This is a genomic window from Phycicoccus avicenniae (genome assembly GCF_018139485.1).
Taxonomy (GTDB): domain Bacteria; phylum Actinomycetota; class Actinomycetes; order Actinomycetales; family Dermatophilaceae; genus Phycicoccus; species Phycicoccus avicenniae.
In genome coordinates this window covers 102,155-121,509 of record NZ_JAGSNF010000020.1, presented here as the reverse complement: position 1 = coordinate 121,509, position 19,355 = coordinate 102,155, and the positions used below count along the sequence as shown (strand labels likewise).

The 19,355-nt window shown below is 73.1% G+C and carries 15 protein-coding genes; all 15 read right to left on the bottom strand.

The window, feature by feature from the left end:
- Positions 1–66: 66 nt before the first annotated feature.
- The 15 genes from KC207_RS14135 to ftsW all read right to left on the bottom strand — a co-directional run bounded on the left by KC207_RS14135 (position 67) and on the right by ftsW (position 19,354).
- Positions 67–1,791 (bottom strand): bifunctional metallophosphatase/5'-nucleotidase, encoded by a 1,725-nt coding sequence (locus KC207_RS14135; RefSeq protein ID WP_211603952.1) that lies wholly within the window; start codon positions 1,789–1,791, stop codon positions 67–69.
- A 198-nt stretch (positions 1,792–1,989) separates the two neighbouring features.
- Positions 1,990–6,768, bottom strand: coding sequence for a DNA polymerase III subunit alpha (gene dnaE, locus KC207_RS14130; RefSeq protein WP_211603951.1), 4,779 nt, complete (start codon positions 6,766–6,768; stop codon positions 1,990–1,992).
- Between the two features lie 103 nt (positions 6,769–6,871).
- The gene (locus KC207_RS14125; RefSeq protein ID WP_211603992.1) at positions 6,872–7,795 is read right to left on the bottom strand and encodes an RluA family pseudouridine synthase; all 924 of its coding nucleotides are present in this window, start codon (positions 7,793–7,795) and stop codon (positions 6,872–6,874) included.
- 4 nt (positions 7,796–7,799) lie between these two features.
- Positions 7,800–8,381, bottom strand: a complete 582-nt coding sequence (lspA, locus tag KC207_RS14120; protein ID WP_211603950.1) for a signal peptidase II — start codon at positions 8,379–8,381, stop codon at positions 7,800–7,802.
- Positions 8,354–9,100: a TraR/DksA family transcriptional regulator gene (locus KC207_RS14115; protein WP_211603949.1), complete on the bottom strand. Its 747-nt coding sequence runs from the start codon at positions 9,098–9,100 to the stop codon at positions 8,354–8,356. The genes lspA and KC207_RS14115 overlap by 28 nt, the downstream gene beginning before the upstream one ends.
- 167 nt (positions 9,101–9,267) lie before the next feature.
- The gene (locus KC207_RS14110; protein ID WP_211603948.1) at positions 9,268–10,737 is read right to left on the bottom strand and encodes a DivIVA domain-containing protein; all 1,470 of its coding nucleotides are present in this window, start codon (positions 10,735–10,737) and stop codon (positions 9,268–9,270) included.
- 170 nt (positions 10,738–10,907) lie between these two features.
- Positions 10,908–11,198: a YggT family protein gene (locus KC207_RS14105; RefSeq protein WP_211603947.1), complete on the bottom strand. Its 291-nt coding sequence runs from the start codon at positions 11,196–11,198 to the stop codon at positions 10,908–10,910.
- 49 nt (positions 11,199–11,247) lie between these two features.
- Entirely contained in the window at positions 11,248–11,718 is a 471-nt protein-coding gene (locus tag KC207_RS14100) for a cell division protein SepF (protein ID WP_211603946.1), read from the bottom strand.
- Positions 11,719–11,774: 56 nt separating this feature from the next.
- Positions 11,775–12,470 carry a YggS family pyridoxal phosphate-dependent enzyme gene (locus tag KC207_RS14095; protein ID WP_211603945.1) on the bottom strand — a complete coding sequence of 232 codons (696 nt, stop codon included), beginning with the start codon at positions 12,468–12,470 and terminating at the stop codon, positions 11,775–11,777.
- Positions 12,467–13,171 carry a purine nucleoside phosphorylase YfiH/LACC1 family protein gene (locus KC207_RS14090; protein ID WP_211603944.1) on the bottom strand — a complete coding sequence of 235 codons (705 nt, stop codon included), beginning with the start codon at positions 13,169–13,171 and terminating at the stop codon, positions 12,467–12,469. The genes KC207_RS14095 and KC207_RS14090 overlap by 4 nt, the downstream gene beginning before the upstream one ends.
- A 61-nt stretch (positions 13,172–13,232) precedes the next feature.
- Positions 13,233–14,582: a cell division protein FtsZ gene (ftsZ, locus tag KC207_RS14085; protein WP_211603943.1), complete on the bottom strand. Its 1,350-nt coding sequence runs from the start codon at positions 14,580–14,582 to the stop codon at positions 13,233–13,235.
- Between the two features lie 227 nt (positions 14,583–14,809).
- Positions 14,810–15,559, bottom strand: coding sequence for a cell division protein FtsQ/DivIB (locus KC207_RS14080; protein ID WP_211603942.1), 750 nt, complete (start codon positions 15,557–15,559; stop codon positions 14,810–14,812).
- The gene (gene murC, locus KC207_RS14075; protein WP_249138755.1) at positions 15,556–17,013 is read right to left on the bottom strand and encodes a UDP-N-acetylmuramate--L-alanine ligase; all 1,458 of its coding nucleotides are present in this window, start codon (positions 17,011–17,013) and stop codon (positions 15,556–15,558) included. The genes KC207_RS14080 and murC overlap by 4 nt, the downstream gene beginning before the upstream one ends.
- Before the next feature lie 2 nt (positions 17,014–17,015).
- Positions 17,016–18,107: an undecaprenyldiphospho-muramoylpentapeptide beta-N-acetylglucosaminyltransferase gene (murG, locus tag KC207_RS14070; protein WP_211603941.1), complete on the bottom strand. Its 1,092-nt coding sequence runs from the start codon at positions 18,105–18,107 to the stop codon at positions 17,016–17,018.
- The gene (ftsW, locus tag KC207_RS14065) at positions 18,104–19,354 is read right to left on the bottom strand and encodes a putative lipid II flippase FtsW (protein ID WP_211603940.1); all 1,251 of its coding nucleotides are present in this window, start codon (positions 19,352–19,354) and stop codon (positions 18,104–18,106) included. The genes murG and ftsW overlap by 4 nt, the downstream gene beginning before the upstream one ends.
- Position 19,355: the final 1 nt, after the last annotated feature.

Sequence of the window (19,355 nt, the reverse complement as noted above, 5' to 3'; positions counted from 1 at the left end):
GGGCCCCGGCACGGCCGAGGGCCGCACCCCGGGCGGGGATGCGGCCCTCGGACGGGACGTCGGTGCTCAGAGCCCGGCGACCCGGTCCTCCGGAGCCGTCAGGCCCGGGTTCGCCTCGAAGAAGTCGACGAGGTTCGCCAGGTCCTCCGGCCCGCCGAGGAGGTTCGTTCCCTCGGTGAACGCGGTGAAGCTGTCCCCGCCCTCGGCGAGGAAGTTGAGCGTCGACACGCGGTAGGTCGCGTCGAGGCTCATCGGCTGGCCGTCGAGGGTCATCGAGTCGGCCACGACCTTGTCGCCCTCGGGACGACTGTCGTCCCAGGTGTACGAGAAGCCCTCGGACACCCCGAGCGCGAGGTACTGCCGGCTACGGGACGGCACGAACTGCTGCTCGAGGACCGCCTTGACCTGGGCCCCGGTGAGGTCCATCGAGACGAGCAGGTTGCCGAACGGCGCGATGTCGTAGGCCTCGGCGTAGGTGATCTCGCCGCTCGCCTCCTCGTACTTCGGCTCGAGCGGGAGGTCCTCGCGGACGCCACCGACGTTCATGAGCGAGATCTGCGCCCCGCCGTCCCCCGGCGCCTCGGTGCCGAAGAGGATCGCGTCGGCGACGAGGTCGGCCATCGGCGTCTCGATGCCGCGGTTGCCGCTGGAGTCACCGAGGATCGGCTCGGTGTGCGTGCCGACGACCTGCGCGGCGAGCGGGCCGGCGAGCGCGTCCCACTTCTCGATGATCGCCGTCTGCTCCGCGTCGGCCGGGAAGGCCGCGCGGTCGACGAGGTGGTTCTGGGCGCTCGAGGCGCCGCGGACGACGTCCTTGGTGCGGCGGTCGATGACGAGGGTGGTCTCGGTGACGACCTGGCCGTAGGACGCGGCGCTCGTGACGAGGCGGGGGTTTCCCGCCGGGTCCGGGATGTCGCAGACATACGGCTGGTGGGTGTGACCGGTGACGATGGCGTCGACCTCGGCGGTCATCGTGTCGGCGATCGTCTTGATCGGGTCGGAGATGCCGACGCACTCGTCGTACGTCCCGCTCTGGTAGCCGCCCTCGTGGAGGAGGACGACGATGGCCTCGACGCCCTGCTTCGTCAGCGCCGCGGCCTGTGCGTTCGCCGTCTCGACCTCGTCGAGGAAGTCGACCGAGGCGACCCCGGCCGGGTTGACGAGGGTCGGGGTGTCCTCGAGGGTCATCCCGATGAAGCCGATCTTCATGCCGGCGACCTTCTTCACCGAGGTGCCCGGCAGGAGGGTCTCGCCGTCGTCCTTCTTCACGACGTTCGCGGCGAGCCACTGGAAGTCGGCCCCGCCGTACGGGTCGTTCTCGAAGTAGCAGCCGTCCTCGGGGTGGCAGCCGCCCTCCTGCATGCGCAGGAGCTCCTCGGTGCCCTCGTCGAACTCGTGGTTGCCGACGCTGCTGACGTCCAGGCCCATCGCGTTGAGCGTCTCGACAGCCGGCTCGTCGTGGAAGAGACCGGAGAGGAAGGTCGAGCCACCGATGAGGTCACCCGCGGCGACCGTGAGCGAGCGGCCCTTCGGAGCCTGCGCCCGCAGCGCGTCGAGGGCGCTGGCCAGGTGCTCGGCGCCACCGGCGGGGGTCTGGCTCGGGTCCAGCTCCTCGTCCAGCGGCGGGTCGGTGGCCTCGATGTGGCCGTGGTAGTCGTTGAACGAGAGGATCTGCACGCTCTGCTGCGGACCGGTGCCCTTGCCCTGGGGGGTGGGGCGGTCCTTCGCCACGGCCGGGGTACCGGCCACGAGCGCTGCGAGGGCAGAGGCCGCGATTCCGGCGCGGAGCATGCGTCGACGAGTCGATCTCATGATGGGTGTGTCTCTCCTTGGGTCCACGGGCCGCCCCCTGTCCGGGCGGCTCGCGCAGCATGACCCTATGCAATGAAGCGGCTCACGACCAGGGACCACACCCCACGAGTTCCTCTCGTCACCCGGTCGTCACCGGGGCGACACGCGCGCCGTCCCCCGACCCCCGGGGCCGGAGCGTCAGGAGAGGCAGCGGGGACCGAGGAGCACCTTGAGGTCGCCGTAGAGCGCCTCGGTGGCGGCGACCCGGAAGGCGTGGTCGAGCTTGATCTCGACCGAGCGGCCGGGCTTGGTGAGCCGCAGGTGGACGTCGATCGAGCCGGGGTGGTTGGTCAGGACGCCCTTGAGCTCCTCGATCCGCTCGTTCGTCGCCCGGGCGGTCTCCATCGTCACGACCACGGGTCCTCGCGGGCCCTCGGTGACGTCCGGGAGGGTGAGGTCCTGGGCGTAGATCGAGACCGTGTCGTCGCGCCGGTTGACCCGGCCGCGGACGACGGCGATCTGGTCCTGCTGGAGCATCCCGGCGACGGTCATGTAGGCGCTGGGGAAGAAGAGGCACTCGATGGACCCCGCGAGGTCCTCGACGGTCGCGATGGCCCAGAGGTCGCCCTTCTTCGTCCGCTTGATCGCCAGGCTCGTGATGAGACCGGCGATCGTCACCGTCGCGCCCTCCGGGCGACCGCCCTCGTCGGCAGTGAGCGTCGCGATCTGGGTGTCGGCCGCGGACTGCAGGACGTGCTCGACCCCGAACAGGGGGTGGTCGGACACGTAGAGCCCGAGCATGTCGCGCTCCTCCTTGAGCTTGACGCTCTTGTCCCACTCGACCTGCGGCACCGGCGGCAGGCCCATGACGGCCTTCTGCATCTCGTCCTCGGCGCCGCCCATCAGCGCGTCGAAGAGGCTGTCCTGGCCGATGACCTGCTGCTTCTGGAGGTTGGCGTACTCGTCGACGTACTGCTCGTACACGCGGGTCAGGCCGAGCCGCGGCTCGGACAGGCCGTCGAAGGCGCCGCCCTTGACGAGGGAGTCGATGGCGCGCTTGTTGAGCGACGTCGAGCGCTTGCGCTCCTCCTCGCTGCTGCCGTGCGGCACGAGCGGGACCTTGGAGACGAAGTCCTCGAAGGACTCGAAGCGCCCCTTGGTCGTGCGGGCCTTCTTGATCTCCTCGACGACGTTCTGCCCGACGTTGCGGATGGCGTTGAGGCCGAACCGGATGTCGGTGCCCACGGCGGCGAACTGGCCGACGGAGTCGTTGACGTCCGGCGGGAGGACCTTGATGCCCATCCGCCGGCACTCGCCGAGGTAGAGGGCCGACTTGTCCTTGTCGTCGCCGACGCTCGTGAGCAGCGCCGCCATGTACTCGGCCGGGTAGTTGGCCTTGAGGTAGGCCGTCCAGTACGACACGAGCCCGTACGCGGCGGTGTGCGCCTTGTTGAACGCGTAGTCCGAGAACGGGACGAGGACCCCCCACAGCGCGGCGACGGAGGCCTCGTTGAAGCCCTGGGCCTTCATGCCGGCGGAGAAGGGCTCGTACTCCTTGTCGAGGACCTCCTTCTTCTTCTTGCCCATCGCGCGTCGGAGGAGGTCGGCGTTGCCGAGGGTGTACCCGGCGAGCTTCTGGGCGATCTCCATGACCTGCTCCTGGTAGATGACCAGGCCGTAGGTCGTGCCGAGGATCGGCTCGAGGGCCTGGACCATCTCGGGCTGGAGCTTGCCCTCGAGCTGGGGGTCGAGCGGGATGAGCGCCTGCTTGCCGTTCTTGCGCAGCGCGAAGTTCGTGTGGGCGTTGACGCCCATCGGGCCCGGACGGTAGAGCGCGAGGGCGGCGGAGATGTCCTCGAAGTTGTCCGGCTGCATGAGCTTGAGCAGGGTGCGCATGCCGCCGCCGTCGAGCTGGAAGACCCCGAGGGTGTCGCCGCGCTGGAGCAGCTCGTAGGTCGGCTCGTCGTCGAGGGTCTTCGTCAGGGCGTCGAGGTCGATGTCCTCGCCGCGGTTTGCCTTCACGTTCTCGATGGCGTCGTCGAGGATCGTGAGGTTGCGCAGGCCGAGGAAGTCCATCTTGACCAGGCCGAGGTTCTCGCAGCTCGGGTAGTCGAACTGCGTGATGACCTGGCCGTCCTGGAGGCGGCGCATGATCGGGATGACGTCGATGAGCGGCTCGCTCGACATGATGACGCCGGCGGCGTGCACGCCCCACTGGCGCTTGAGGCCCTCGAGACCCTTGGCCGTCTCGACGATCTCCTGGAGGTACGGCTCGGTCGCGACGAGGTCGCGGAACTCCTTGCCCTCGCCGTAGCGGGCGTGCTCGGGGTCGTAGATGCCCGAGAGCGGCACGCCCTTGCCCATGACGTCCGCGGGCATCGCCTTCGTCAGCTGCTCTCCGACCGAGAACGGGTGGCCCATGACCCGGGAGGAGTCCTTGACCGCCTGCTTGGCCTTGATCGTGCCGTACGTGACGATCTGCGCGACCCGCTCGTCACCGTACTTCTCGGTGACGTACTTGATGACCTCACCGCGGCGACGCTCGTCGAAGTCGACGTCGAAGTCGGGCATCGACTGGCGCTCGGGGTTGAGGAACCGCTCGAAGATGAGGCCGTGCGGCACCGGGTCGAGGTCGGTGATCTTCATCGCGTAGGCGCACATCGAGCCCGCACCGGAGCCACGCCCGGGCCCGACGCGGATGCCGTTGTCCTTGGCCCACGTGATGAAGTCGGCGACGACGAGGAAGTAGCCGCAGTTGTGGACCGCGACCCCCTCGGCCACATAGGTGTGGTCGCCGGTCACCGTGAGGTTGTAGACGGTCCCCTCGTACTCCTCGCGGTCCACCGCGCGGACCCGAACCCACCACCGACCGTCGATGTACCGGGCGTTGTACGGCTGCTTGCGACCGCCCGGGACCCACAGGACCTTGTAGGACCGCTGGCTGGGACTGCCCGTCACGGTCGCCCACTGACCGAGTCTCAGGAGGATCGTCCGCAGCTGCCTGGCCAGCACGTCGTTGACCGTCGTGACCATCCACTTTCCCCGGACGTCGACGTGGCCGTCGCCCTCGTGCCACCCGGCGACGAACGCCCGCAGACCGGCGTCGGGGACCGACAGCACCCACTCGGGGACGGACTTACCACGAACCCCCGTGCCGAACAGCTCCCGCAGGAGGAGCGCGAGCGGATGGTTGGTGAGCATCACCGTGACACCGGCGTGCTCGGGTGCGCAGGCGGACGCCTTGGAGTACACCCGCGGGGAACCGAGTCCGAGGCGCTCCGTCACCTCCTGGAGACGTGTGACCGCGGGCTCGTCGCGGTGCAGCGTCCAGCCGACCTGCCCCGGGTTCACGTCGCCGTCGGGGTCGTACAGGTGTCCCTCGGCGACCCAGAGGCCGAGAAGCCACATGAGGTCCTCGGACCACTCGACCTTCTCCGGCATGCTGCCGACGTTCGGGCGGGGCGCGCGGCGGCGACCGGCACCCAGCCGCGTGAGACGTCCGTCGTCCGAGCGGCGCACGGTCCAGCCGTTGTCCGCCATGAGGGACCCGAGGTCGAGGTCCTGGTAGGGGGCGATCTCGGGCTGCGGGAGGAGCAGCTCGTCGCCGGGCCGGACGTCCCCGGCCTCGACCCAGCCCCGGTGGGCGACGAGGAACGGATGCTCTGCCGTGGCCTTGATGGGGAAGACCTGGCCGTGCGGACGGATGACGTGCAGGTCCTCCCGGACCTCACGCGTGAGGACCCGCTCGACGGTCGCACCGCGACCCCGGAAGGTCCGGGTGTCCACCGACGTCACGGCGTCCCCGACCTGGACCTCCTCGATCGGCCGCCACGACCCGTCGCCCATGAGCACCGGGGTCTCGGGGGTGAAGCAGTACCCCTTGGTCGTGATGACGTCGGTCTCGTACTCGGCCTGCCGGCGGGCGTAGTCCGGGACGCCCTCGGGGAAGCGCTCGCGCAGGCCGGACTCGACCTCCTTGACGAACCAGCTCTCCTCGTTCTCCCCGGGCGGGCACGGGAAGCGGGGCATGTAGCGCCCCTCGCCCTCGGTGAAGGAGATGTCGCACATGTCCGCGATGAGGAGGGTGTTGTCGCACGCCTCCGGCAGCTCGCGCCAGGTGTGCCGCATCTCCTCGGCCGACTTGAGGTAGAAGGAGTCGGCGTCGAACTTGAACCGGTTCGGGTCCATCATCGTCGAGCCGGACTGCACGCACAGGAGGGCGCCGTGGGCCTTGGCGTCCTCGGGGCTGGTGTAGTGCAGGTCGTTCGTCGCGACGAGCGGCAGGTCGAGCTCGCGGGCGATGCGCAGGAGGTCCTGCTGGACGCGGCGCTCGATGTCGAGGCCGTGGTCCATGAGCTCGCAGAAGTAGTTCTCCTTGCCGAAGATGTCGCGGAAGTCCGAGGCCGCCTGCTTCGCGGCGTCGTACTGGCCGAGCCTGATGCGGGTCTGGATCTCGCCGGACGGGCAGCCGGTCGTCGCGACGAGCCCGGAGCCGTAGCGGTCGAGCAGCTCGCGGTCGATGCGCGGCCACTTCGCGTACACCTGGTCGAGGGATGCCTGGCTGTCGAGCCGGAAGAGGTTGCGCAGCCCGTCGTTGTCCTTGGCGAGCAGCGTCATGTGGGTGTAGGCACCGGAGCCGGAGACGTCGTCCCCCGGGCGGGTGCGCTCGTCGCCCCACTTGACGCGGGTCTTGTCGGAGCGGTGCGTGCCGGGCGTCACGTACGCCTCGACCCCGATGATCGGCTTGACCCCGGTGCCCTGCGCCTTCTTCCAGAACTCGTAGGCCCCGAAGACGTAGCCGTGGTCGGTCGTCGCGAGGGCGGGCATCCCCATCTCGGCGGCCCGTTCGAAGAGGTCGCCGATCCGGGCCGCACCGTCGAGCATCGAGTACTCGGTGTGCACGTGCAGGTGGACGAACTGGTCGCCGCCCTTCGCGCGGGGCGTCGGGCTGGGGCTCGGGGCGGACGGGGTCGACATCACGGGCCATCCTAGGTGGGCCCGGGGACACCCCTCGGCGTGTCGCCGACCGTGTCGCGCGCGGCGGCCCGGAGCGGGCCCCGCGACCCGGACCCGACCCCTGTCAGAGCCGGTCGAGGGCGGTCTGCAGGTCCTGCGGGAGGGTGCTCCCGAAGGTGACCCACTCCCCCGAGCCGGGGTGCTCGAAGCCGAGGCCGGTCGCGTGCAGCCACTGCCGCTCCAGCCCGAGCCGGCGGGCCAGGGTGGGGTCCGCGCCGTAGAGCGGGTCGCCGACGCAGGGGTGGCGGACCGCGGCCATGTGGACGCGGATCTGGTGGGTGCGGCCGGTCTCGAGGTGGATCTCGAGCAGGCTCGCGTGCCGGAAGGCCTCGAGCAGCTCGTAGTGCGTCACCGCGTGCTTGCCGGAGTCCATGACGGCGAACTTGTAGTCGTGGCCCGGGTGGCGGCCGATCGGGGCGTCGATCGTGCCCTCGACGGGGTCGGGCAGCCCCTGGACGAGGGTGCGGTAGGTCTTGTCGACCCGCCGCTCCTTGAAGGCCCGCTTGAGCAGGGAGTAGGCCCGCTCGCTCTTGCACACGACCATGAGGCCGGAGGTGCCGACGTCGAGCCGGGACACGATGCCCTGGCGCTCGCTGGCGCCGCTCGTCGCGATCCGGTAGCCCGCGGCCTTGAGACCGGCGAGGACGTTGGGGCCGCGCCAGCCGACGCTCGGGTGCGCCGCGACCCCCACCGGCTTGTCGACGACGACCACGTCGTCGTCGTCGTGGACGACCCGCATCCCGGGGACCGGCTCGGCGACGACCTCGAGGCTCGGGCTCGCGGGCCCGGACGGCAGGGCGACCTCGAGCATGTCGCCCGCGCTGACCCGGTGGCTCTTGCCGACGACCGCCCCGTTGACGCTCACCTCGTCGGCGGCGGCGAGGTCCGCGGCCCGGGTGCGGGAGAGCCCGAAGAGCCGGGCCATCGCCGCGTCGACCCGCTCGCCCTCGAGACCGTCGGGCACGAGGACGGTGCGCTGGTCGGTCATCGGGTCAGTCATCGGCGTTCGCCTCGTGGCGACCCGACCCCGGACCGAGCGGGACGCCCCGGTGCGCGAGGACCATGACGACCCCGGCGGCGAGGACGATGGCGATGTCCGCGACGTTGCCGACGAAGAGGCCGAAGTAGTCGATGAAGTCGACGACGTGCCCCCGTCCGGGTCCCGGTTCGCGGGCGAAGCGGTCGACGAGGTTGCCGACCGCCCCGCCGAGGAGCAGTCCGAGGGTGACGCCCCACGTGCGGTCGCCGACCCGACGCGCCGCGACGAGCACACCGACGAGGATGGCGAGCGAGAGGATCGTCAGCACCCACGTCGCGTCGTCGCCGAGCGAGAACGCGGCCCCGGGGTTGCGGATGATGTTGAGACGGATCCACGACCCGACGAGGTCGACCGGCTCCCCGGGGGTGAGCGTCGCGAGCGCCGCGACCTTCGTCACCTGGTCGAGGACGAGGACGACGAGGGCGACGGCGGCCAGGAGGGTACGCGGGCCGAACCGCCCGCCGTCCACGGAGGTGGACGACGCGGACGGCGAGGGCTCGGCCGAGGTCAGCGGCGCTCCTGCTGCGTCTTGCACGACATGCACAGGGTCGCCCGGGGCGCCGCCTGGAGGCGGAGCTTGCCGATGGGGTTGCCGCAGGACTCGCAGGTGCCGTACGTACCGGTCTCGAGGCGTTCCAGGGCGTGCTCGGTCTGCTCGAGCATCTCCCAGGCGTTGTTCGCCAGCGAGATCTCCTGCTCGCGCTCGTAGGTCTTCGCGCCGGCGTCGGCCTGGTCGTCGCCGGCGCCGTCACCGGAGTCGCGCATGAGGTCGACGATGTCGCTGCGGGCGTGCTGCAGCTCCTCGCGCAGCTGCTCCACGTCGTGCTCGAGCTCGTTGCGGATCTCCTTGACCTCGCCCGCGGTCCACTTGGACTCGCCGTCGCGGACCGGCAGGGAGGCGGGCGACACGCTCGCCTTCCTCGCCGGCTTGGCCGCCTTCGCGGGCTTGGCCTGCTTGGCGGGCCTGGCCTGCTTCGCCGGCTTGGCCTGCTTGGCGGGCTTGGCCGGCTTGGCGGGCTTGGCCTGCTTCGCGGGCTTGGCCGCGGACGCCGACTTCTTCGCCGGCGTCGCCTTCCTCGCCGGCTCGTCCTTCGTGGACCCCGAGGACGTCGCGCCCCGGGTCGTGCTCGGCGACGCCTTCGACGTGGAGGTCTTCTTCGCCGACCCAGCCGTCTTCCGGGCGGCGGACGCGGTGGCCGAGGAGGCCTTGGACGTCGTCCGCTTCGCCGCATCGACGGCACGCTTCACAGCCATGCAGTGCAACCCTTTCGCGGGTCGACCGAGCCCTGGCGGCTCGGTCGGTTCGTGGAGGATACGGGGTGCCGGGCGGCACCTCAACGCAGGAAACGCCGGTGACCTGCGCTGGGACAACGACGAGGGGCCCGGGTTGGTGCCCGGACCCCTCGTCGTTCACCGACCGTTCAGCTCTGGTGCTCCCGCTGGGGCTCCTCGGCGCCGGCCTCGGCGGACCCGTCCTCGTCCTGACCGACGTTCTTGAGGTCGGACAGCTGGGCCTGGATGTAGTCGTGCAGGCGGCTGCGGTAGTCCCGCTCGAAGCCCCGCAGCTCGTCGATCTTGCGCTCGAGCAGCCCGCGCTCGCGGCCGAGCTCCTCGAGGATCGAGGCCTTCTTCTGCTGCGCCTCGGCCACCATGCCGGTCGAGCGTTCCCGGGCCTCGGTGAGCATCTCGTCCCGCTGGGTCGTCGCGGTCCCGATCATCTCGTCCCGCTGGCTCGTCCCCGAGGTGACCATCTCGTCGTGCTGGGCCTGGCCGGTGGCGACCAGCTCGTCGTGCTTGGCCTGACCGGTGGAGACCAGCTCGTCGTGCTTGGCCTGCGCCGTCGACACGAGCTCGTCGTGGCGCCGCTGGGCGGTGCCGAGCAGCTCGTCGTGCTTGGCCTGACCTGTCGAGACGAGCTCGTCGCGCTTGCTCTCACCGGCGGCGACGTGCTCGTCGTGGAGCCGCTGCGCGAGGGCGATGACACCGGCGGCGCTCGCACCGCCACCGGTACCGGCCAGCGCGGCCGCCCCGACGGAGGAGTCCTCGCCCTGCGCGGCGGACTGCTCGGCCTGCGTGGCGCGCTGCTCGGCGTCCTGGGCGCGGGCCTCGGCGTCGGCGACGCGCTGCTCGGCCTCCTGGGCCCGGGACTCGGCCTCGGCGAGCCGCTGCTCGGCCTCCTGGGCCCGCTGCTGCGCGGCCTCGGAGTCCTCCCCGGCGCGCTGCTCCATCTCCTGGAGACGGGCCTCGAGGGTGGCGACCCGCTCGGACTCGGCGGCGCCGGCCTCCTCCCGCTCGCCCGCGGCGGCCTGGGCCTGGCTGCGGGCCTCCTGCAGCTGTCCCTCGAGGTCACGGACCTGCTCCTCGAGGCTGCCCGCGTGACGCTCGATCTGGGTCGCGTGGTGCTCGAGCTCGGAGGCGCGGCGCTCGGCCTCGGCGACCCGGCCGTCGGCGTCGCCCTCGGCGCCACGCAGCGCCTCGAGCTCGCGCTCGAGCTCGGCGTTGCGCTGCTCGATCTGGGCGAGGGTCCCCTGGAGCTCGGCGGCACGGGACTCGCTGTCCCCCGTCTTGTTCTCGTACTCGCCGAGGCGGGCGGTGAGCTCGCTGCGGGTGCCCTCGAGCTCGGAGACCCGGGCGGCGAGGGTCGCGTTCTTGGAGCGCAGCTCCTCGAGGTCGCGGGCGGCGTCCGGGTCGGAGCCCGACGCGGGGGCCATGCCGCGGCCGTCGCGCGCCTGGGACATCTCCCCCTTGAGGTCGTCCTGGTCCTTCAGCATCCGGCGCATCTCGGCGACGATGTCGTCGAGGAAGTCGTCGACCTCGCGCTCGTCGTATCCACGGCGGAACTGGGTCTGGGTGAACGTCTTGTTGAGGACGTCCTCGGGCGTGAGAGCCATGAGCAACTCCTGGAGGCGCGAAGGTCACGGGCGATGGTCCCCGAGCGCGGCGCTCCGACCGGTCCGGGGTGACCGAAGGACGCCAGCCTAGACGATGACGGGGCCCACGTGACAGGTGTGACCGGACGTGACCCGGTCCGCAGGCGGTCGGACGGGTCCGGTCCCCGGTCCTACTGCGCCAGCCCGGTGAAGACCGAGCGCAGGATGACGACCGCGAGGAAGAGCACGATGAAGGACAGGTCGAGCGAGATCCCGCCCAGCCGCAGCGGCGGGATGACGCGGCGGAGCGCGTTGAGCGGCGGGTCGGTCAGCGTGTACACGGGCTCGGCGACGAGGAGCACCGGCCCGCGCGGCCGCCAGTCCCGGGCGAACATCCGGATCCAGTCGAACACCAGCCGCCCGATGAGCACGACGAGGTACAGGAAGACCACGAAGGCGAGGAGGCCGAAGATCAGCTGCATGGGACGAAGTCTCGCCTACTCGCCCGGGGGCGTGGGCGGCGGGTCCGGCTCAGCTCTGGTTGAAGACGCCGCGCCCGGCGGGCGGGGCGCCCTCCTCCGCGTTGACCTCGACGGTCTCGGGCGAGAGCAGGAAGACCTTGGACGTCACGCGCTCGATGCTGCCGTGCAGACCGAAGACGAGGCCGGCGGCGAAGTCGACGAGCCGCTTGGCGTCGGAGTCGCTCATGTCGGTGAGGTTCATGATGACCGGGACCCCGCCGCGGAAGCTCTCGCCGATCGTCTTGGCCTCGTTGTACGTCCGCGGGTGGATCGTCGTGATCCGCGAGACGCTGCCGGCCTCGGGCTGGCGCACGACCTCGGCCATCGTGCGGCGGGTCGGCAGGGGCGTGACCTCGGCGTGGTGCTCGGGGCGGTCCTCCGCCTCGTGCTGGTCGTCGTAGTCGTAGTACTCGTCGTCGTAGCGGCCCTGGTCCTCGGCGAGGCCCAGGTACACCATCGTCTTCTTCAGCGCGCCAGACATCACGTGCTCCTCGGTTCGTGGCCCCGCCTGCCGGTGCCGTGCGATCGTGACCGAAGTTACCGGTGTGACTCACGAGATCCGAGGATTGCGGACCCGACACGCAGGTGTGTCGCGCCCTCGGCGACGGCGTCCTCGAGGTCGCCGCTCATCCCGGCCGAGATCCACCCCGCCTCCGGGTGGTCCGCGCGCAGCCGCTGCGAGAGGTCGTGCAGGCGGGCGAACGCCGCGCGAGGCGCCCCCTCGCGCGGTGCGACGGCCATGAGTCCCCGTAGCCGCAGGTGTGCGAGCGCGCCCACCTCGTCGGCGAGCCGGCCGAGGTCGTCGGGGGCGACCCCGCCGCGTTCGCCCGAGGTGTCGAGGCCGACCTGGAGGAGGACGTCGAGGACCGTCCCGTGCCGCTCCGCCGCCCGGTCGAGCGCCCCGGCGAGCTTGGCCCGGTCGAGCGAGTGGACGACGTCGGCGTAGCCGACGACCGACCCGGCCTTCTTGGTCTGGACCTGACCGACGAAGTGCACCGTGAGGTCGGCCCGGCGCGCGACGTCGGGAAGCTTCGCCGAGGCCTCCTGGTCCCGGTTCTCGCCGACGTCGACGACGCCGAGGTCGGCGAGGAGGTCGAGGTCCGAGGCCGGGAAGCGTTTGGTCACCGCGACGACCGTGACGGGGTCCTCGCGCCCGGCGTCGGCGCGCGCCGCCTCGACCCGGGCACGGACCCGCTCGAGCCGCTCCGCGAGCTCCGCCCTGCGGTCGGTCACGACGCCTCCCGGCGGACGACGCCGGCGAAGCGGCCCTCGCCGTGGCTGCGCCGGTGCGAGTGCAGGTCGTCCCGCTCGCGCGTGCAGCCGGGCACCCAGGTGACCTCGACGTCGAGCCCTCGCAGGGCGGCGACGACGCCCGCGCCGACGTCCAGCGCCGGCGTCCCGGTCCACGACACCGTCGCGGAGACCGGGTGCGCGGCCGCGACCTCGTCGCGCATCGTCGCCGGGACCTCGTAGCAGCGCCCGCACACGGAGGGTCCGACGACGGCGTCGATGCGTCGTGCGCCCGCCCCGCGCATCGCGGCGACGACGGCGGGCACCACGCCCGCGAGCAGGCCGGGCCGCCCGGCGTGCGCGGCGCCGACGACGCCGTCCCCCGACAGCAGGACGGGGACGCAGTCGGCGACGAGCACCGCGAGGGCGAGGTCGCCCGCGGTCGTGACGAGGGCGTCGCAGGACGGGGCGGTCTCGGGCACCCGGTCGACGACGGCGACGTCGGCGCCGTGGCACTGGTCCATGTAGACGACCGGCACCCCGACCGCGCCCGCGAGTCGGCGGCGGTTCTCGGCGACCGCACCGGGGTCGTCGCCGACGTGCCGGGCGAGGTTGAGCCCGGCCTTCTCCCCCGTGCTCACCCCACCGGCGCGGCCGGTGACGGCACGGCGGACGCCGGCGTCTCGACGCTCCCAGACGATCACGGACCCACCGTAGACGCGCCGCGGGGCGGACCGGTCGCCCGGCCCGCCCCGGGGCGGCACGTCACTTGAGGAAGTCGGGGACGTCGAGGTCGTCGTCGCTGTCGAACGTCACCGTGCGCGGCGGCTGCTGGGTGCGCGCCGGCTCGGGGGCGGAGGACTCGCGCTCGGTCCGCACCGGGGACTCCTCCTCGGGGGTGGGCGCGGACGAGGGCTCCACGCGCGGCGGGACGGGGGTCGCGGGGGGCGCCGCGGCGGGGGCGGGCTGCGCGGTCGCCGGCCGCTCGGTGGCGGGCTGCGTGGGCGCGGGCGGCGGGACGGCTCCGCCCGGGGCCTGGCCGGGGCTCGGCGGCGCGGCGGGCGTCGACGGCGCGGCCGCCCCACCACCCGGGGCCGGCGGGACCGCCGGCGGGACGGGGCGCCCCTGGATCGTGCCGAGGGCCCGGTCGTCGGCCTTGCGCTGGGGGGCGCCGCCGTCGAAGCCGGCCGCGATGACGGTGACCCGCACCTCGTCGCCGAGGGCGTCGTCGATGACCGCGCCGAAGATGATGTTGGCCTCTGGGTGGGCCGCCTCCTGGACGAGCCGGGCGGCCTCGTTGATCTCGAAGAGCCCGAGGTCGCTGCCGCCCTGGATCGACAGCAGGACCCCGTGCGCGCCGTCGATGCTCGCCTCGAGCAGCGGGCTGGAGATCGCGAGCTCGGCCGCCTGGACGGCGCGGTCCTCGCCGCGGGCCGAGCCGATGCCCATGAGGGCCGACCCCGCCCCCTGCATGACGGACTTGACGTCGGCGAAGTCGAGGTTGATCAGGCCCGGGGTCGTGATGAGGTCGGTGATGCCCTGGACGCCGGAGAGCAGGACCTGGTCCGCGCTGTGGAAGGCGTCGAGCATCGACACGCCGCGGTCGCTGATCGACAGCAGGCGGTCGTTGGGGATGACGATGAGGGTGTCGACCTCGTCGCGCAGGTCGGTGATGCCGGACTCCGCCTGGTTCGCCCGGCGACGACCCTCGAAGGTGAACGGGCGGGTGACGACACCGATCGTCAGGGCGCCGAGACCCTTGGCGATCCGGGCGACGACGGGCGCGCCGCCGGTGCCGGTGCCGCCGCCCTCGCCGGCGGTGACGAAGACCATGTCGGCCCCCTTGAGGACCTCCTCGATCTCCTCCGCGTGGTCCTCGGCGGCCTTCTTGCCGACCTCGGGGTCGGCGCCGGCGCCGAGCCCTCGGGTCAGCTCGCGGCCCACGTCGAGCTTGACGTCGGCGTCGCTCATGAGCAGCGCCTGGGCGTCGGTGTTGACGGCGATGAACTCGACGCCCTTGAGGCCGACCTCGATCATCCGGTTGATGGCGTTGACCCCGCCGCCGCCGATGCCGACGACCTTGATGACGGCGAGGTAGTTCTGGGGTGATGCCACGGCAGGGGCCTTCCTTGGAGGTCACGGCGACCGGTGGTGCGCCGAGTCTCGACCTGAGGTCGAGGGTTACAGTTCGGTCACGGTGTCGATGGGGACGACGCTACGTCCGCGCCCCGGCTGACGCACATCACGCGCAGGGCGTGTCGCGACATCCCGTGGGCGAAATCCTGCCACGGCGGGAGGGCCCGATCCCAACCGCCCCGTCCGTCACGTGAGTCCCACGGGTGTCAGCGCGTCACCGGGGTCATCGGGGCGCTCACGTCGATCGTCGACGCCTTCGTCGTGAGGAGCGAGCGGAGCACCCGGATCTTCAGCCGCGGCTCGTCCGCGCCGCCCCAGACGACCTTGCGGTCCTGAAGGGTGAAGGTCGCGAGGTTGGCGCTGCTCACCGTGACCGCGGAGACCGACCCGGCGAGGTCCTCGGGCAGCTCGCGCAGCAGCGTCAGAGCGGTGGTGAGCGCCTCGGGGGTCATCGCCGCCGAACCGGTCGCCGTGACGACGGGCACCCCCTCCGGTGCCTTCCGGACGGTGCCGAAGGCGACCCCGGTCGCGTCCACGACCTGAAGTCGACCTCGAGGGTTCTTCACGACGATGGCCGCGGTCCGCGGGACGACCTCGACGGACAGGGCACGTGGCCACGAGCGCCGGACCGACACCTCGGCCACGGTGACGCGCTCGCGCACGTCGGACTCGACCGCCGCCGGGTCGACCCGGACGAGGGGGGTGCCTTCCGGGACGGTGACGAGCTCGCGGACCGCCTCGCGCTCGGCCCCGGACACCCCCGAGACCCGCACGTCGTGGACGCCGAGCACGTCGGTCCAGCCCACGACCCAGCCCGCGCCCGCGAGCAGGGCGGTCGTGAGGACCGCGCCGAGGGCCCGCAGCCACGGCCGCCGGCGGCGGGCCAGGGCCCGGTCCCGGAAGCGCGAGGCGGACGTCGCCGAGACACCCGAAGCGCGGGTCGCGGTGGGGCTCACGGCGTCGCTCCCGTCCGGGCGCGCAGCCCCTCGAGGATCGGCGGCCCGAGGCGGGTCACGTCCCCGGCCCCGACGGTGAGCACGAGGTCGCCCGGGCCGGCCGCGGCGACGAGCCGGTCGACGGCGTCCTCGCGCGACGGGCCGCTCACGACGGTCCGCTCCCCCGCGAGCCCGGCGAGCGGGGTCGCGACGAGGTCGGGCCCGACGCCGGGGACCGGGTCCTCCCGGGCGCCGAAGACGTCGAGGACGAGCACGAGGTCCGCCGGGGCGAGGGCGCGGGCGAAGGCCTCGGCGAAGTCCCGGGTGCGGCTGTAGAGGTGCGGCTGGAAGACGACGAGCACCCGGCCGGTCCCCGCCCGGCGGACGACCCCGGCCGCGGCGGCGACGACGGCCGCGACCTTCGCCGGGTTGTGGGCGTAGTCGTCGACGACGGTGACCCCGTCCACCTCGCCGCGCACCTCGAACCGGCGGCGCACCCCGGTGAAGCCCGCGAGCCCGGCGAGCACCGCCTCCGGGTCGAGGCCGAGCCCCTCGACGGCGACGAGGTGGGCGGCGCAGGCGTTCGCGACGTTGTGGTCCCCGGGGACGGCCAGGTCGAGGGTGCGCGGGACGCCCCGGTCCCGCAGCACGGTGCGCGTCGCGAGGCCCTCCTCGGCGGTCGAGACGACGACGAGGTCGGCGTCCTCGGCACGGCCGAAGGTGACGACCCGGCGGCCCCGGGCCCGCTCCTGCTCGGCGAGCGAGCGGGCCCCCGGGTCGTCGGCGCTCGCGACGAGCAGCCCGCCGTCGGCGATCGTCGCGGCGAACTCGCGGTAGGCGTCGGTGACGGCCTCGGCGGTGCCGTAGAAGTCGAGGTGGTCCGGCTGCACCGTCGTGACGACGCCGATCTCCGGGCGGTAGACGACGAAGGTGCCGTCGCTCTCGTCGGCCTCGACGACGAAGGCCGGACCGTCCCCGACGGCGGCGTTCGTGCCGAGCTGCGGGATCTCGCCGCCGCACGCGAAGGACGGGTCGGCGCCGGCCGCGGCGAGGGCGACCGTGAGCATCGCCGTCGTCGTCGTCTTGCCGTTGGCGCCGGCGACGGCGACGCCGCGGCGCCCGGCGGTGAGGGCGGCCAGCGCCTGCGCGCGGTGCAGGACGAGCAGCCCGGCGGCGCGGGCCGCGGCGAGCTCGGGGTTGTCCTCGCGGATCGCGGAGGAGACGACGACGGTGTCGGCGCTGCCGAGGTGCGCCGGGTCGTGGCCGACGTGGACGGTGGCGCCCGCCTGCCGCAGCGCCTCGAGGACCGGTCCGTCGGCGGCGTCGGAGCCGCTCACGGTGACACCCCGGGAGAGGAGCAGCCGCGCGACGGCGGACATGCCGGCGCCGCCGATCGCGAGCAGGTGCACGGCGCCGAGGCGGTCCCACGCCGGGACCGGCGCCGCGAGGTCGAAGCGCGGGTTGGTGACGCCCACGGTCAGCCCGCCCCGGCGGCCCGGTGGACGAGGTCAGCGAGCTTCTCGTCCCCGTCGCGCTCGCCGACGCTCGCGGCGGCCTCGCTCATCGCGGCGAGCCGCTCGGCGTCGCGGGCCAGCGGCAGGACGCTCGCCTCGACCCAGGCCGGGTCGACGTCCGCGTCGTCGACGAGCAGCCCGCCCCCGGCGCCGACGGCGGTCGCCGCGTTGAGCCGCTGCTCCCCGTTGCCGATCGGCAGCGGGACGTAGACCGCCGGCAGCCCGACGGCGGTGAGCTCGCAGACGGTGTTCGCCCCGGCCCGGGCCACGACGAGGTCGGCGGCGGCGTAGGCGAGGTCCATCCGGTCGCAGTACTCGACGACGCGGTAGGCCGCGCCGGTCGTGGTCCCCGGGTCGACGGACTTTCCGGTGCCGGTGACGTGGAGGACCTGGACGCCGGCGGCGGACAGCGCCGCGCCCGCGGTCTCGAAGGCGCCGTTGAGCCGGGCGGCCCCGAGGGAGCCACCGGTGACGAGGACGGTCGGGGCGTCGGCGAGCCCGAAGTGCTCCCGGGCCTGCGCCCGCAGCGCCGTCCGGTCGAGGCCGGCGATCTCCTGGCGGATCGGCATGCCGGTGAGCGTCGCCCCCCGCAGCGGGGTGCCCGGGAAGGTGACGCCGACGGCGGCGGCACCCCGGGCGCCCAGCCGGTTGGCGAGCCCCGGACGGGCGTTCTGCTCGTGGACGACGACCGGCAGGCCGCGGCGCCGGGCCGCGAGGTAGGCGGGGGCGGCGACGAAGCCACCGAAGCCGACGACGACCTCGGCACCCGTCGCGTCGATGGCCCGCTCGGCCGCCGCGACGGCGCTGCGCAGGGCCTTCGGCAGCCGGACGAGGGCGGCGTTCGGGCGCCGCGGGAACGGCACCCGCGGGACCTCGTGGAGCGGGTAGCCCCGGGCGGGCACGAGCCGGGCCTCGAGGCCGGCCGCGGTGCCGAGCGCGGCGACGGCGACGTCCGCGTCGCGGCGGACGAGGCAGTCGGCGAGGGCCAGCAGCGGCGAGACGTGGCCGGCGGTGCCGCCGCCGGCGAGCAGGACCGAGCGGGGGCCGGCGCTCACCGGGTGCCCCCGCGACGCACCGCGCCCTGGACGACCGCCATCGACCGACGCAGCGAGGACGGCCGGGCCCGCAGGGCCTCCGCGCAGCCGGGCTCGGCGCGGGCGAAGGCGAGGAGGACGCCGAGGGCGCCCATCGTCGTGATGAGCGAGGACCCGCCCGAGGAGACGAGCGGCAGCGGGACGCCGATGACCGGCAGCAGGCCGATGACGGCGCCGATGTTGATGGCCGCCTGGGCGACGATCCACGTCATGACGCCGGCGGTGACGACCCGGACGAAGAAGTCGTCGGACCGGGACACGATGCGGTAGCAGGCGAGGGCGATCCCGGCGAAGAGCAGGAGGATCGCGATGGAGCCGGGCAGCCCGAGCTCCTCGCCGATGATCGCGAAGATGAAGTCGTTGTGCGGCTCGGAGAGCAGGCCCCACTTCTCGCGGCTCTGGCCGAGGCCGACCCCCCACCAGCCGCCGTCGGCGAGGGCGTACCGGCCGTGGATGGGCTGGCGCGCGGGGCCGAAGGGGTCGGTGTCCCGGCCGAGCCACACGTCGAAGCGGCCGAGCCGGTTCGAGCTCGTGAGGATGAAGGCGACGGCCATCGCGGCGAAGGGGACGGCGGCGACGGCGAACCAGCGCAGCGGCACCCCGGCGGCGAACAGCACCCCCGCGACGACGGCCCCGAGGATCATCACCGTCCCGAGGTCGTGGCCGAGGACGACGGCCCCGATGGCGAGGGCGGCGACCGGGACGAGGTAGGGCACGAGGACGTGCCCGAAGGAGGCGATGTGCCGCCGCTTGCGGGAGAGGATGGCCCCGCCGGCGAGCGCGAGCCCGACCTTGATCGCCTCGGACGGCTGGATCGTCACGGGCCCGACCGAGATCCAGTTGCGGTTGCCCTGGAACTCCCCGCCGAGCGGGGAGAACACGAGCATCTGGAGGACGACGCCGACGGCGAGGACGGGCAGCGCGAGCCGCTTCCAGCCGCGGACCGGGATCCGGGACGCGACGAACAGGGCGAGCGCGCCGATGGCCGCGTACACCGCCTGGGTGCCGAAGATCGCGTAGGCCGAGCCCGACCGGTCGAGCGAGACGACGGCGCTCGCGGAGAGCACCATGATGAGGCCGAAGACGACGAGCGCGGCGGTGAGCGACAGCAGCAGGTAGTACGAGGCCACCGGCGAGTCGAGCCGGGCGGCCCAGCCGCGCGTCCTGGCCGCACCGGAGTCGCGCACCGGTGCGGTGGCACTGCTCACC

Coding starts and splice junctions, on each gene's coding strand:
- KC207_RS14115 (WP_211603949.1), bottom strand. CDS start 9,100: ATGGCTGTGAAGCGTGCCGTCGATGCGGCGAAGCGGACGACGTCCAAG.
- dnaE (WP_211603951.1), bottom strand. CDS start 6,768: ATGTCGACCCCGTCCGCCCCGAGCCCCAGCCCGACGCCCCGCGCGAAG.
- KC207_RS14125 (WP_211603992.1), bottom strand. CDS start 7,795: ATGACCGACCAGCGCACCGTCCTCGTGCCCGACGGTCTCGAGGGCGAG.
- KC207_RS14100 (WP_211603946.1), bottom strand. CDS start 11,718: ATGTCTGGCGCGCTGAAGAAGACGATGGTGTACCTGGGCCTCGCCGAG.
- KC207_RS14135 (WP_211603952.1), bottom strand. CDS start 1,791: ATGCTCCGCGCCGGAATCGCGGCCTCTGCCCTCGCAGCGCTCGTGGCC.
- KC207_RS14105 (WP_211603947.1), bottom strand. CDS start 11,198: ATGCAGCTGATCTTCGGCCTCCTCGCCTTCGTGGTCTTCCTGTACCTC.
- KC207_RS14110 (WP_211603948.1), bottom strand. CDS start 10,737: ATGGCTCTCACGCCCGAGGACGTCCTCAACAAGACGTTCACCCAGACC.